This is a genomic window from Pseudomonas sp. MAG002Y, from assembly GCF_019400845.1.
Lineage (GTDB): Bacteria > Pseudomonadota > Gammaproteobacteria > Pseudomonadales > Pseudomonadaceae > Chryseomonas > Chryseomonas luteola.
The window spans coordinates 180010-193858 of the sequence record NZ_WOEJ01000007.1 but is presented as its reverse complement, the minus strand read 5'-3'; the positions used below and the strand labels follow the sequence as shown (position 1 = coordinate 193858).

At 58.9% G+C, this 13849-nt stretch carries 12 protein-coding genes; 2 read left to right on the top strand and 10 right to left on the bottom strand.

Annotation, left to right across the window (positions count from 1 at the left end):
- Positions 1–137: 137 nt before the first annotated feature.
- From crtB to fni, 5 genes are read right to left on the bottom strand one after another with little or no spacing between them, the layout of a single operon-like run.
- Entirely contained in the window at positions 138–1064 is a 927-nt protein-coding gene (gene crtB / locus GM154_RS12380; RefSeq protein WP_073449348.1) for a 15-cis-phytoene synthase CrtB, read from the bottom strand.
- On the bottom strand, positions 1061–2578 hold the full coding sequence (locus GM154_RS12375) for a phytoene desaturase (RefSeq protein WP_219652403.1): 1518 nt from the start codon (positions 2576–2578) through the stop codon (positions 1061–1063). The genes crtB and GM154_RS12375 overlap by 4 nt, the downstream gene beginning before the upstream one ends.
- Positions 2575–3753, bottom strand: a complete 1179-nt coding sequence (gene crtY, locus GM154_RS12370) for a lycopene beta-cyclase CrtY (protein WP_219652402.1) — start codon at positions 3751–3753, stop codon at positions 2575–2577. Before crtY ends, GM154_RS12375 begins: the two co-directional genes overlap by 4 nt.
- Complete coding sequence (locus GM154_RS12365) at positions 3750–5027, bottom strand: glycosyltransferase (RefSeq protein WP_219652401.1); 1278 nt, start codon at positions 5025–5027, stop codon at positions 3750–3752. Before GM154_RS12365 ends, crtY begins: the two co-directional genes overlap by 4 nt.
- Positions 5028–6077 (bottom strand): type 2 isopentenyl-diphosphate Delta-isomerase, encoded by a 1050-nt coding sequence (gene fni, locus GM154_RS12360; RefSeq protein ID WP_219652400.1) that lies wholly within the window; start codon positions 6075–6077, stop codon positions 5028–5030.
- Between the two features lie 158 nt (positions 6078–6235).
- Between fni and GM154_RS12355 the strand changes: the two genes are divergently transcribed.
- Entirely contained in the window at positions 6236–7129 is an 894-nt protein-coding gene (locus tag GM154_RS12355) for a polyprenyl synthetase family protein (protein WP_219652399.1), read from the top strand.
- Between the two features lie 74 nt (positions 7130–7203).
- Positions 7204–7428 (top strand): hypothetical protein, encoded by a 225-nt coding sequence (locus GM154_RS12350; RefSeq protein ID WP_010795015.1) that lies wholly within the window; start codon positions 7204–7206, stop codon positions 7426–7428.
- A 40-nt stretch (positions 7429–7468) separates the two neighbouring features.
- Here GM154_RS12350 and pdeM read toward each other — a convergent pair whose 3' ends face one another.
- From pdeM to GM154_RS12325, 5 genes are all read right to left on the bottom strand, one after another.
- On the bottom strand, positions 7469–8125 hold the full coding sequence (gene pdeM, locus GM154_RS12345) for a ligase-associated DNA damage response endonuclease PdeM (protein WP_219652398.1): 657 nt from the start codon (positions 8123–8125) through the stop codon (positions 7469–7471).
- A gap of 85 nt (positions 8126–8210) precedes the next feature.
- Positions 8211–8993, bottom strand: a complete 783-nt coding sequence (gene blaOXA, locus GM154_RS12340; RefSeq protein ID WP_219652397.1) for a class D beta-lactamase — start codon at positions 8991–8993, stop codon at positions 8211–8213.
- A gap of 91 nt (positions 8994–9084) precedes the next feature.
- Entirely contained in the window at positions 9085–11724 is a 2640-nt protein-coding gene (locus GM154_RS12335; RefSeq protein WP_258019825.1) for a ligase-associated DNA damage response DEXH box helicase, read from the bottom strand.
- A 108-nt stretch (positions 11725–11832) separates the two neighbouring features.
- Positions 11833–12597: an ABC transporter ATP-binding protein gene (locus GM154_RS12330; RefSeq protein ID WP_010795011.1), complete on the bottom strand. Its 765-nt coding sequence runs from the start codon at positions 12595–12597 to the stop codon at positions 11833–11835.
- 100 nt (positions 12598–12697) lie between these two features.
- Positions 12698–13810 (bottom strand): succinylglutamate desuccinylase/aspartoacylase family protein, encoded by a 1113-nt coding sequence (locus tag GM154_RS12325; RefSeq protein WP_219652396.1) that lies wholly within the window; start codon positions 13808–13810, stop codon positions 12698–12700.
- Positions 13811–13849: the final 39 nt, after the last annotated feature.

Genomic DNA, 13849 nt, shown 5'->3' with positions numbered 1-13849 from the left:
GTCGCTTATGTCTGACCTGCTATACCACTGAAAAGTTTAGGTTTAGTGTCGCCGTGCGACGCCTTGTTTGTGACCAATTTCAGCAAAAGACGCAAGTCTTCATTTCGTAACGAGACACTACCGCCCGGTGCGTTCACTTACCGCGGGCGGGTCCATAGATCGGCGGGGCGCGGACTAGAGCGGCCCGCCCGTGAAGCCAGTGCACGTAGGGCGCCTCTTATCACCAGGCGAAGCTTATCAACGGTGCTGGTTGATACCCGACTGTCCCAGGCGCTAGGGCCTCGTGCGTTAACTTTCAGACCAATTTCCCGATAAACGGCACGAGCGGTCGCAATCGACCAGGCTGAGCGCAGAGGCAGGTCGGCAATACCGGTAGCGGCTGAGTCATAGTAGGGTTCAGCCAGCGCGACCAGACGCTGCGCCAGGGTGGCCAGGCGGACACGATGCGCGGGATCAGCCAGTTCGGCGACGGGAATGCCTGCCTCATCGAGCCATTCCCTAGGAAGGTAGATTCGGCCTATGCGGGCGTCTTCCACAATGTCCCGTGCGATATTGGTCAGCTGAAACGCCATGCCTAAATCACAGGCGCGGTCGAGCGTGTCTTCGTCGCGTGCACCCATGAGCATTGCCATCATGACGCCTACCACGCCGGCGACGTGGTAGCAGTATTGGAGGGTATCGTCGAGGCGGTAGTAGACCCGTTCTTCAACATCCATGCGGAAACCCGCCAGATGCTCAAGAGGATAGCGCTCGGGAATGGCATGGCGCTGGATGACCTGCTGGAAGGCGGCAAAAGCCGGCTCGCTCATAGGCTCACCTGCATAGGCACGGCGCGTCAGATCTTCAAGTTCCTGAAGACGGGCTTCGCTTGCCGTCCGGTCGCCTTCAACCTGTCCATGACCGTGGTCCTGGCCGTCCACCACATCGTCACAATGGCGGCACCAGGCGTAAAGCATCACGGCGCTTTGACGGGTTTGTTCGTCGAACAGTTTGGCCGCAGCGGCAAAGCTCTTGGAGCCGACATTGATGGACTGCGTTGCGTGTTCGACGACTGCCGTATTCATATGGCTGCTCCAAGGTCCCCCAGAATCACACTTGCGGTCGCTTTGGCCGAGCCGACTACACCAGGAATGCCTGCTCCCGGGTGGGTGCCGGCACCGACCAGATAAAGGTTGGGAATAGCGGCGTCTCGGTTATGCGGCCGGAACCAGGCGCTCTGGGTCAGGATTGGCTCCAGGGAGAAGGCTGAACCGACATACGCATTGAGTTCAGTGCGGAAATCCTCGGGTGTAAAAATCCGGCTGGTGACCAGGTCGCGATTCAGGTTTGGAATGTAATGCTTTTCCAGGTAGGCCAGAATGCGGTCCCGGTACTTCGGACCCTCTACCGACCAGTCTACCGGTGCATTGCCCAGGTGCGGGACAGGCGACAGCACATAGTGAGCACTGCAGCCCTCTGGTGCCAGGGAGGGGTCGGTCACGCACGGGGAGTGCAGGTAGAGCGAGAAATCCTCAGGAACGCCAGGACCGGAAAATAGCTCCTCGATCAGGCCCTGGTAACGGTTACCAAAACAGATCGTATGATGTTGAAGCTTCTGTTCTTCAGGGCGCTGGCGCAGGCCAAAGTACACCACGAACAGCGACATGCTGTGACGCTTCTTCTTGAGACGGTTCGCCTCGACGATACCGTGCACATGGTGACCCAGCATCTTCTTGTAGGTGTGGATTACGTCGGCATTGGATGCAACCAGGTCAGTATTGATCTGCTTGCCTTGGGCGGTAATGACACCTGTTACACGACAATTGTCGACCAGGATGCGCTCGACAGGCGTGTTAAGTTCCAATGTGCCGCCAATGTCCTGAAACAGCTTGGCCAGACCCTGGACCAGAGCGCCTGTACCGCCACGGGGAAACCACACGCCACCCTGGCGCTCCAGAGCATGAATCAGCGCATAGATGGACGAGGTAGCGAACGGGTTACCACCGACCAGCAGCGTATGAAAGGAGAGTGCCTGACGAAGCTTGTCGTTGCGAACGAATTTGGAGACCTGATCGTACACACTGCGCCAGGCTTGAAGCTTCAGTAGCTGCGGCCCGGCACGAACCATGTCGCGAAAGCTCAGGAACGGCACGCTACCTAGTTTTACATAACCCTCTTCATAGACTGCGCGGGAGTAGGCCAAAAAGCGCTGGTAGCCCTCGACGTCGGCGGGGTCGAGTGACTTGATCTGGGCATCGAGCGTGGCTTGATCGTTGACATAGTCGAAGCGGGTGCCGTCTTCCCAGCACAACTGGTAGAACGGATCGACGGGCAGCAGTTCGACATAGTCCGACAGCTTGCGCCCTGCCACAGTAAAGAGCTCTTCCAGGGCCGAGGGATCGGTAATGACCGTGGGGCCGGCATCGAAGGTAAAGCCTTTGTCCTCATAGACATAGGCGCGCCCGCCGGGTTTGTCCCGCTTTTCGAGTAGCGTGGTACGAATCCCGGAGGCCTGCAGGCGTATAGCCAGGGCCAGCCCGCCGAAACCGGCACCAACGACAACAGCCTGCCTGGAATTGGAAACGACGTCTGTATTCATAAGATGTCCTTAATCGGTCCGCCTGTTTGACCGGTGCGGCTGGCCAGTGCCGCCGTCAGTGCCTCGCGTAATGGAACCGGTGGCTTGCCTGTCAGAATGCGCAGCTTATCGCTGGGCTTCAACTGTCCGGCATAGAAACGCTGAATCAAGGGTTCCGGAAGACCGTAAAAACGACGCATCACTCGATAGCGATGCTCAGGCTTGCCGGCCAGAAATAGCATGCGGTTGAGCAGGCGGAAAAATCCATAGGTTTGCCAGCGTTGCAGCGCATGCCGGCGAACCGTATCAACAAGGGTAGAGGTATCCAGACGGGAGCAGCTAGCGATAAGTTCCGCCAGTCGTACCGCCTCAGGCAACGAGTATCCTGTAGTAGCATGAAAGAGTCCGGCGGCGAGACCAGTAGGTGGGATGTCTCCCGCTTCGGCCCAGAACGCCTCAATGTCACCGCTCAGCGTAATGGGGAGCACGCCATGCTCTTCCCTGATCAGGGACTGGATTGTCCAGCCGTGATCGGCGGCGTAGCGGGCGATGTGGTCACGCAGCCGATCAGGGTCAAGGTTTTGTCCATCGGCATAGTAGGTGTCTTCGATCAGAACCCGGTCCTGAGTAAGCGGCAGGACGTAGATGAAACGGTAACCCTCCGTTTGTGGAACGGTGGCATCCATGATGATCGGACCGGAAAGCCCGTGGGGCTGCGCGAGCTGTAACTCCTGGCCCAGAAACTTTTGAAAACCCAACCCCATGTGCGGGCTGGGGCGATGACCTCGGCCATCCAGAACTGCAGCCGCCTGAAACGCTTCGCCGTTAAGCCTGACCTCTGCAGGGCCGAGTGCGCTGACCGTAGCGTTCAGACGTACCGAATCACCCAGGCGCTCCATCAGAACGTCATGAAAGCGCTCGGCGCTGATAGAGGCGTAGCCACTGCTCAGTGTCCGCTCAAACCCAGGAAAAAATACCTGATACTCCGCCCAGCGATGGGCTACCAGCGGCTCGATCCAGGCGTGCTGCTCCGTTGTCAGGTCCGGCTCATGAAAGGACCAGGTGTGATTACCACCCAGTCGGTCGCCTTGCTCGATGAGCAGAATGCGGAGCTCTGGACGTGTCTGGCGCAGTTTCAGGGCAATCAGCCCGTTGGCCAGTCCACCTCCCGCCAGGATCAGGTCATAGGTATTCATGCGGGTCTCTCCAGGGCAACCTTGCTGAGTACGTCCTCAATAAGGTCAGCGGCTTTTTGTACGCCGCCAGCTGCCTGAACCCGAGGCTGAAAGGCCTGGGCTTTCCAACGAAAATGCGGTTCGGTCAGAAGGCGTTGCAGAGCAAGGGCCAATTTGCCGGAGGTCAGTCGCTTAGGGCTCAGGCGAAGGCCGACGCCGGCATGCTCGATGCGTGCTGCCACGCCGGGTTGATCAAAGGCAATTGGCAACGCCAGCATGGGCGTTCCTGCTTCCAGCGCGTCGAGCACAGTGTTGAGACCGGCATGGGTAATGACCGCATCGGCCCGCGCCAACGTGGCTCGCTGCGGTGCAAAGTCTGTAACCCAGTGAGCGCCAGCCTGCCTCAAGGCATCGCATTGCTGCAGGTTGAGGCCACCGCAGTGGGCGATGAGTAATTGCACATCAAGCGTTTTGCAGGCGCGTGCGATCCGTTCGAACAAGGTGAAACGTCCGCCTTGCAATGTCCCTAGCGATGCGAACACAAACGGTTTGTCGGTGCGGATCGGATAGCTCAGAGTGGGCTCCTGAGCTGCGGGCAGGCGCAGCGGACCGACTTCGTGAAAGTTGGCTGGTAGCTCGGTACGGGGAAAATCGAATCCCGGTACGCACTGGCTGATTTGAGCGTAAGGCGACAGGCAGTCGGCCAATGTTGACCGAGGCTCAAGACCAAAGGTTTTTGCGTATCGCTGGATGACACGGGCATGCTCATGCATCAGGAGGTCATAGACCTGGGCACTGCCCTGATTGAGATGGCGGCCTCGTGGCGATGTGTCGTATCCCCATGGCATGACGGGAAGAGGCACAAGCGGGTCCCGGTTGACCGGCAAGGCACAGGCTACCGAGACGTAGGGCAGGCGCAAATGCTCGGCTATAAGCCCCCCAGCGGCTTCCATCTGATCGGAAATTACGGCATCAACGGCCAGGTCACGCAATACCTTCGGTGCCTCGCGGCAAAACAACTCGGTGCTGCGAGCCATATCATGAATAACGCGCATCAGCCCAAGCGGGCCGCCTGGATTACCGGCCCGGCGAATCATGGCGTCCAGCGAGCCAGGCGGATGAGACTCAAGGCCTATCGGGTAAAAGCGGATGGCGTTGCTACGAAGCCGCTCGCCGACATCCGCCTGATGGAGCAGGCTGACCGTGTGCCCTCGCGCCACCAGGGTTTCGGCAATCGCTTCCATTGCGCGAAGATGGCTAGAAAATGCAGGGGCGATGAGGGCGAAATGAGGCATTCAGGTCTCCGCGAGCGAAACGGGTCTTAACAGGCGGGCCTTGCGCAGCTCGGCCAGATTTGCCGAGCCGGTGCAGAAGCAGGCTACCTTCAGTTGCCGGATCATGACTTCGAAATGGTTCAGAACGGCTTCTGGAGACAGGGTTGCGCTATGCAGCACGGCGGCAGCCTGACCGACCACATCGGCGCCCAGGCGAATGGCTTTGGCCGCATCGACGCCGTTGCGGATACCGCCCGAGGCAATGAGTGGAATGTCCGGGCATTGCTCACGGACCTGAGCAATCGCCTGGGCGGTTGGAATGCCCCAGTTGATAAAGGCCTGAGCAACCTGACGATCAAGGTCGTTATGGGCACGCTCGGCTTCGACCGCTGCCCAGCTGGTTCCTCCTGCGCCGGCTATGTCGATCACGGCGACACCCACCTCTGTCAGTTGCTGGGCGACATCAGCAGAAATGCCTGCGCCTACTTCCTTGATGACGATCGGAACGCCCAAATGTGTTACCAGATGTTCGATGGCAGCCAGGACGCCTTGCCAGTTGCGATCGCCGCCGGACTGTACCGCCTCCTGGAGTGGGTTGAGGTGAATGATCAAGGCGTCGGCCTGGATCATGTCGACTGCCCGACGGGCCTCGGTCACGCTATAACCCGCCACTAATTGAGCTGCGCCAATATTGGCGAGAAGGGGAATGGACGGAGCCAGTTGCCGCAATTGACCGGTCAGCCCCTTGTCTCCACCGTTCTGCAGGGCAATGCGCTGTGAGCCCACTGCCAGCGCCAGGCCTAGCGTTTCCGCCGCTTCGGCAAGGTGTCGGTTGATGGTCTGTGCACGTTCCGGCCCGCCTGTCATGGAACTGATGAGAACAGGTGCCTTGAGCGGCTTGCCCAGCAGCGTGGTGGCAAGATCGATCTGGTTCAGGTGCAGCTCTGGCAGGGCACAGTGCTGGAATTGAATCTGCTCAAACCCGGTCGTGATACTGCTCAAGGCACGTGCAGGATCAAGGACGATATCCAAGTGATCGTTCTTGCGACTTGCCAATTCCCAATCAACCATGAGTTACCTTTTTCCTGTTGCCATCGACCTTTCGTCGGCTATTGTGGTCATGAGTACGTCAAGCGGCTCTGATCTGCAAGATCGGATCAGGGAAATTGTTGAGTCGCTGGTGTCGACCATTCGTCGGCTCGCTTACATGTGCTGGAGTATCTCGACTCATGGCAACGGTATTAGTGCCAAAACTTCCGAAGGAATGCGCTTTCGAGCTTGTAACAGAGCGTGCCCGTATCGATACCCGACTAGAGGAGCTGCTTCCGCCTGTCGAGAATGATGATCTGATCGCAGCCGCCATGCGTGAGGGTGCCCTGGCGCCCGGCAAGCGTATACGGCCATTGCTCATGCTGCTGGCTTCCCGGGATCTGGATGCCTTTTCGCCGGCTATTCTGGATCTGGGCTGCGCGGTCGAGATGGTGCATGCCGCCTCGCTGTTTCTGGACGATATGCCGTGCATGGATAACGCCACGCTCAGGCGCGGTCGGCCTACCATTCATGTGCAGTTTGGTGAGGATGTCGCCGTTCTGGGAGCAGTAGCGCTGCTCAGCCATGCCTTTTGCGTCGTCGCCAGTACATCAGGTGTTGCGCCTGTGCTGCGTAATCAGATGGTATGCATGCTGACATCCGCTGTAGGCTCGCAAGGGCTGGTGCGGGGGCAGTACCGTGACCTGCGCGATGGAGCCAAAAGCCGCAGCGCGGAGGCTATTAACAGTACCAATCACCTCAAGACCGGACTCCTGTTCACGACAGCGCTGGACATGACGACTCTGGCCGTCAGTGCCAAGCCGTCGGTCCGGGAGGGAATGCATCGTTTTGCTACCGAATTGGGGCTGGCTTTCCAACTGCTTGATGACCTGCAGGACGGCCATGGCCTGGGAAAAGATGCCCATCAGGATGACGGCAAGTCCACGCTGGTTGCGCTGCTGGGCCGCGAGTCGGTACAGGCGCAGCTCGAGAACCATCTGGACACAGCGCGTAAGTCGCTGGCAGGCATGGGGCTGACGGGGGGTGGGCTGGATCATATGCTGGACGCGCTGTTCGGGCAACCCATCAGGTAAAGGCGCTTTGTAGAGAACTGCGGCGCAATCCGGCGTCTAAAGATACAGTTCAGTAAGCTACTGGAGTTTGCGCGATGCCAAAGTGGAAAATTACCTATACCAACAATGATGGCAACACGTCCGTCGTGGAAACTGAAGCCGAACAGAAACCGGATATGGAGCAAGCCGCTCAACTGGTACGGGACCAGGCGCTCGACAGTTATGACAGTTCCGATTTGCCCCAGGACTATGAGGCTCCCACGGTAGCGCTGCTGGAACGTTACGGCATTATGATTTCTGGCATTGCCCAAATGGATTGAAGAACCTCTGTTGAACGCTGCAGTAGCAGCGTTCCCAGGATCAGCCCAATGGCCAGATCCTACCATCGCCTACCACAAAGATCCTTCGGCCCGGCAGGGCCTTGATCTCCCATCCGCCGGTAAAGTCACCAAAGGCCGGCAGCAACAGCACATCATTATCCAGACAGAAGCAGGGCAGGCGCAGACGCTGGCGCCCCCGGCCGCTCAGACTGAACGCCGGATGGATATGGCCCGCCAGCACAACGTGGCTGGGGTGCGATTCCGGCTCATGCTGTAACGCCAATGGACCGATCAAAAGCGGCTCGGGCACTACGTTGATCTCGAGCGAGGCAGGCGGGTCTCCGGCGCGCAGATCATGATTGCCTCTTATCAGTGTGATGAGCAGTGATGAGTTTGCGTTACGCCATTGCTCCAACGCATTGAGCGTGGTCGGGGCATGGGATTCCGGTGCATGCAGGAAGTCGCCGAGAAAGTACACATGCTCGGTCGGGTAAGTATTCAGCAGCGCATCCAGGCGAGCCAAGTTGGCAGCGGTGGTTCCATGGGGCACTGGCTGCCCAAGCGCACGAAAGGCAGCTGCCTTGCCAAAATGAATATCGGCAATCAGTAGCGCCTTTTGCTCGGGCCAGTAGACGGCTTTGTCAGCCAGCAACCACACCTCGGTGCCGGCAAGGGATATAGGAATATGGGTACGCATGCACACAGGAACAGCGGAAAGCCTGTCACTTTAACAGCCTCGTCCCAGGGAGCGTAGCCTGAGCAGACAACAGGCTGCCCGGCGTCTACAGGATGCCCAGCGATCTGAGGCAATCCCTACCCAGATCAATGCGCAAGTGCCGTTCCTGAGGGTTGGGCATGTCGATATTGAGCGCAAAGGTATAGACCAGCCCCTGTTTTTCAATCCAGCCGACCCACCAGCCAAGGTCAAGGTCTTGGTTCTGAACCCAACCGGTTTTACCGTACAGCGTCCAGTCTTTTCCCTGGTCCAGACAAATCAGGTCGCGTACCGTCGCCTGTACGGTTTCGGGCAGAGGCAAGCGTTCCTGTGCCAGGCGTGCCAAAAAGCGTACCTGCTCCAGGGCGCTGATCTTGAGCGGTCCGGCCAGCCAGAAATCGTCCACACTGTCGCCTACCTGCGTATTGCCGTATTCGAGCCTGCGCACAAAGTCCTGCATGCGTTCAAGGCCGATACGTCGTGCCAGCTCTTGATAAACCGGTACGCTGGAGACCTTGATTGCATCACGTAGCCCCAGGTCACGCTGCCATTCAGGAAAGGGCTGCGGCTGCCCTCCATAGGGCAGTACCTCACTCACGTTACGAATGGTTGCGGTGGAAAGACCGATCAGGCTGTTGACGATCTTGAAGGTGGAATCGGGAACAAAACGGGTGTCTGCACGTGTCCGGTCATACCCGGTAAACGTATCTGCCGAGACATCGTAAAGCACGAATGTACCCTTGAGGTTGGCTCGCTTGAATAACTGGGCCAACGTGGGACTTTCCTGCCATTCGGGCGCACGCGCCTTGGCCGACAACAATAGCAGTAAGGCACTAAAAAGATTTTTCATATCAACTACTTATGAAGCAGTTGTCAATTTTACCGCGTCAATTAATTGTGTGATATTGCACTCATCCTCTATGCTGATAAAGCGTGAATTGCTACACAGTCTTTTGCTGTTTTGTACGAGGAAGCCCGGTTTTGGTCTGACGTGGAGCACGTCCCTTGCGGCGAGCGGGCAGGTCTGACTCTCCTGCACCTAATCCCATCAGGTCATTCCCTTCGCCGGGCAGTTCGTAATCACCGGGTCCGGCGGCGTTTTCCAGGTCTTGAACCATACGTGCAATCCGGTCCGCCAGTTTCTCCGAACTCATGCTTTCGCGATAACGCTCGACCAGAAGCGGAAAGCTGAAGGGAGTAGGGCGCTCAATGGCGTGCAGGTTGAGTTCAAGTGCCTGCATGCGATTCAGGGCTTTTTCCAGCCTTCGTACATCCAACTCCTGGCGCAGTACCTCTTGCTCAGCCTGGGTAAGCAGCAAGTTCTCGGGGTCGTATTGCTGGAACACCTGGAAAAAAAGGCTGCTGCTGGCCTGTAGCTGCCGGGTACTTTTTTGCGCGCCCGGGTAGCCGGTAAAGATAAGCCCTGAGATGCGGGCGATTTCGCGGAACCGTCGCTGCGCCAGTTCACTGGCGTTCAGGCTGGCAATGACATCGGCAAGAAGCGTCCCGGTGGAAAACAGCTCGGCATTCAGCTCTTCTTCCCAGTTCACCTTGCTAGGCGACAGCAGCTCAAAGCCGTAATCATTGATGGCAATGGAAAAGCTGATCGGTCGTTTCTGGGCGATGCGCCAGGCCAGAAGGCTCGCCAGGCCCAGGTGTGCATGTCGTCCTGCAAACGGATAGAGAAACAGGTGCCAGCCCTCTCGGGATTTCATCGTTTCCCCCAGCAAATGATTGCGGGTCGGCAGGGCAGACCACTGCTTCTGGACCTCCAGCAGCGGTTTGACCAGTTGCATTTCGGGAGAAGCGAACCGCGCCTGATCCGCCTCGGTAAGCTCATCAATGACGGCTTCGGCCATCTCGTCCGACAGCGGCATACGCATTCCGCTCCATCGTGGAATGGCCGCTTTCTTGCTACTTGCCCGCCGCACATACACTGTCATGTTTTCCACACGCACCAGCTCCAGCACGCGGCCAGCGAACAGGAAGTGATCACCGGGTTTCAGGCGGGCAATAAAACCTTCCTCGATACTGCCCAACTTGCCGCCACCGCCGCCCTTGGTCCAGAACTGCACCCGTAGGGCCGACTCGCTGACAATAGTGCCAATACCCATGCGATGCCGGCGGGCCAGTTGGCGGTCCGGTACGCGCCAGATACCGTGTTCATCCGGTTCTACACGGCGGTAGTCGGGATAGGCCGTGAGCGAGTGACCGCCGTGACGAACAAAGGCCAGGGACCATGCCCATTCCTCGTCCGTCAGTTCGCGATAAGCCCAGGCTGTACGGACCTCCTTGAGCAAGGCCTGCGGATCGAAACCGCCGCCCAACGCAATGGTGACGAGGTGTTGTACCAGTACATCCAATGGCTTGGGCGGCGCGCTGCGGGATTCGATTCGCCGGGCGGCCACGGCTTTCTGGGCCGCTGCCGCCTCGACCAGTTCCAGGCTATGTGTAGGCACCAGCGTGACGCGGGAGGGACGTCCCGGGGCATGGCCGCTTCGCCCGGCGCGCTGCAGCAGACGTGCAACGCCTTTGGGCGAGCCCACCTGTAGTACGCGCTCCACTGGCAGAAAATCCACACCCAGGTCCAGGCTGGAGGTGCAGATTACGGCCCGGAGCTTGCCTTCCTTGAGTCCCAGTTCAACCCAGTCACGCACTTCGCGGTCCAGAGAACCATGGTGCAAGGCAATCAGTCCCGCCCACTCGGGACGGGCCTCAAGCAGTGCCTGATACCAGATTTCGGCCTGCGCTCGGGTGTTCGTAAATATAAGCGTGGTTGCGCTGTGCTCGATCTCGTCTGCAACGTGGGGCACCATTCGTACTCCCAGGTGCCCAGCCCAGGGAAAGCGCTCCACACCTCGCTTGGGCAACAGCGTGTCTACCAGAAGGTCTTTGGCTAGCTTGCCCTGAACCAGCCGGCCTGGATGACCGGCCAACAGCACTTCCTGCGCATGGGGAAGATTACCCAGCGTGGCCGACAACCCCCAGATCACCAGTGCAGGGTTCCACTGGCGCAGCCGTGCAAGGGCCAGCTGGACTTGTGTGCCACGTTTGTTGCCCAGCAGCTCATGCCACTCATCAACCACGATCATACGCAGGCTGGAAAAGATCTCGCGGCTGTCTTCACGGCTGAGCATCAACGAGAGACTTTCCGGCGTGGTGACCAGCGCGGTAGGCTGACGGCGGCTCTGCCGGGCCCGCTCAGCACTGCTGGTATCGCCTGTGCGCAGGCCGACCGTCCAGTTGAGTTCCAGATCATTGACCGGGGCTTCCAATGCACGCTTTGTGTCTGCGGCCAGGGCTCGCATGGGGGTCAGCCACAGTACGCTCAGTGGCTCTACCGCCTGCTTGCGTTTGCTGGGTTCGCCCTTGGCCGTTAGCGGTTTGTCCTTGGCAAAGCTGTTGAGTGCCGCGAGCCATACGGCGTAGGTTTTGCCGGATCCGGTGGTCGCATGGAGCAGGCCCGATTCGCCATGCTCGACCGCGCGCCAGACTTCATCCTGAAAGGGGAAGGGCGACCAGCCACGTTGAGCGAACCAGGCGGCACCCAGGCGGGGGGAAGAAATCGTATCGTCAGGCAACTGATGGACTCCGTCATGCTTATGCTTCGGAGTATCAAGCGGTAGGCAGGTTCCCTTTTTGACGTCCTTGAACGGCAGAGAGAAAGCCGCCACTCAAGGACATAGGGTCTATTTCAGATTGCCGCTCAAGAACTGCTTCAGGCGTTCGCTTTGTGGCTTGACCAGTACCTCAGCGGGTGCCCCCGCTTCTTCGACGCGGCCCTGATGCAGGAAAACGACCTGTGAGGACACCTGTCGCGCAAAGCCCATCTCGTGCGTCACCATCAGCATGGTACGGCCTTCCTCGGCCAGCGCCTGGATGACCTTGAGCACTTCGCCTACCAATTCTGGATCGAGTGCAGACGTGGGTTCGTCGAACAGCATGACTTCCGGTTCCATGGCCAGGGCTCGCGCAATGGCTACACGCTGCTGCTGGCCGCCTGAGAGAAACGACGGATACTGATCGGCGGCGCGTTGAGGAAGGCCTACCTTGTCGAGGTAAGCGCGAGCGCGCGCTTCGGCTTCCTGCTTGCCCAGGCCAAGTACGCGGCGAGGTGCCAGGGTAATGTTCTCCAGCACGGTCATATGGCTCCACAGGTTGAAGTGTTGGAACACCATGGCCAGCCGGGTGCGCAAGCGTTGCAGTTGAGCCTGATCCGCTACGCGCAGCCCATTCCCGTGCCGCTCCAGGCGAATGGGATTCCCATCCAGCGTCATGACACCGGCATCCGGCATTTCGAGAAAGTTGAGACACCGCAGAAAGGTACTCTTACCCGAGCCACTGGCACCGATCAGGCTGATCACATCGCCCGTCCGGGCCTGTAGCGAGACACCTTTGAGCACTTCGATATCGCCGTAACGCTTATGCAGCCCTTCGACGGTCAGCTTGTACATATGAAGTCCTTGTTCCAATCAAACGGCCGTGCTCCAGACATCGGAGCACGGCCACAAGGCGGCCCGTCTGCGCGGGCTCGCCGTGCATCAGAAACGAGCCTTACGGCGAAAGCAGATAGCCGCTGCGATAGGCTTCGGTGCCTGCCACGCGTGCGACCGCCATGCCGGCTGTGGCCATACGGCGGTTGGCGCAGGCATACAGGACACCTGACACCGAGCTGCGGATAGGCTCTACACGGTCGGCAATCGGGTCGATCACTTCAGCGATGACCTGTCCGGCTTCGATTACATCGCCTGGCTTTGCCATCAGGACCAGAACACCCCCTATGGGGCTATCAATGGGCTCTACTGCCGCCAGTGGCGTGGCAGGGAACGGCAGCTCCGGCAGTGCCGGCGCTTCGCCGGAGATGACGCCGTAGTGGGTCAGGTAGTCGAGAATGGCTTGGGCATCCTGTTCAGCCAGATCATGGGACACATCCATTTGGCCCCGCAGCTCGATCGTGACGGAAAAGCTGCCCATGGGAATGCGTTCACCGAACTGCTGATTCAGCTTCCACCACAGAAGCGTAAAGCACTCATCAAATGACTGACCGCCAGAGTCGGTGGCCAGCAGGCTGGCCTTGGAGCCCAGGTAACGGGCCAGGGGCTCTACCTGATCCCAGGCTTCCGGCGTGGTATAGAGATGTTCTACCGCATCGAAATCGCAATGCAGGTCGAGCACCATCTCGGCGTCACAGGCCAGCCGCTGCTGAACCAGTCGCTGAGACGTCAGTTGATTGTTCGCGGTCTCACGCTCAAGTGTTGCCTTGAAGGCCTTGCGCACCAACGCCTGATTTTGTGCAGGGTCGTCGGTCAGGGCGCCTTCGATTTCAGCAATGACCTTGCTGGTCATGTCTAAGAAGCGACGGTTGAAGTTCTGCCCGGATTCCAGCTCATAGCGGCCCAGGTGAATATCCATGACCTGCTGATCCTGCCCGATAGGGTTGGCAACCGGAACCAGCACAATCTCGGCCTTCAGACGGCCTGCGTCTTCAAGTGTGCGGAGTTGATTCTTGAGTTTCCAGGCGACCAGCATGCCGGGCAGTTCGTCAGCATGCAGCGAGGACTGGATGTAGATCTTGCGGCCGCTGTCCTGCGGTCCGAAATGAAAGCTGTGGATCTTGCGATCGGTGCCGGGCACCGGAGAGATCAGGTCGTGTGTGGCGTGACGCATGAGGTAACTCCTAATGAATCAGCCCGCATCCCTGCGGGT

What these genes read in the sequence shown, in the direction of transcription:
- crtB (WP_073449348.1), bottom strand. Translation starts at nt 1,064, where the DNA reads ATGAATACGGCAGTCGTCGAACACGCAACGCAGTCCATCAATGTCGGC.
- GM154_RS12375 (WP_219652403.1), bottom strand. Translation starts at nt 2,578, where the DNA reads ATGAATACAGACGTCGTTTCCAATTCCAGGCAGGCTGTTGTCGTTGGT.
- crtY (WP_219652402.1), bottom strand. Translation starts at nt 3,753, where the DNA reads ATGAATACCTATGACCTGATCCTGGCGGGAGGTGGACTGGCCAACGGG.
- GM154_RS12365 (WP_219652401.1), bottom strand. Translation starts at nt 5,027, where the DNA reads ATGCCTCATTTCGCCCTCATCGCCCCTGCATTTTCTAGCCATCTTCGC.
- fni (WP_219652400.1), bottom strand. Translation starts at nt 6,077, where the DNA reads ATGGTTGATTGGGAATTGGCAAGTCGCAAGAACGATCACTTGGATATC.
- GM154_RS12355 (WP_219652399.1), top strand. Translation starts at nt 6,236, where the DNA reads ATGGCAACGGTATTAGTGCCAAAACTTCCGAAGGAATGCGCTTTCGAG.
- GM154_RS12350 (WP_010795015.1), top strand. Translation starts at nt 7,204, where the DNA reads ATGCCAAAGTGGAAAATTACCTATACCAACAATGATGGCAACACGTCC.
- pdeM (WP_219652398.1), bottom strand. Translation starts at nt 8,125, where the DNA reads ATGCGTACCCATATTCCTATATCCCTTGCCGGCACCGAGGTGTGGTTG.
- blaOXA (WP_219652397.1), bottom strand. Translation starts at nt 8,993, where the DNA reads ATGAAAAATCTTTTTAGTGCCTTACTGCTATTGTTGTCGGCCAAGGCG.
- GM154_RS12330 (WP_010795011.1), bottom strand. Translation starts at nt 12,597, where the DNA reads ATGTACAAGCTGACCGTCGAAGGGCTGCATAAGCGTTACGGCGATATC.
- GM154_RS12325 (WP_219652396.1), bottom strand. Translation starts at nt 13,810, where the DNA reads ATGCGTCACGCCACACACGACCTGATCTCTCCGGTGCCCGGCACCGAT.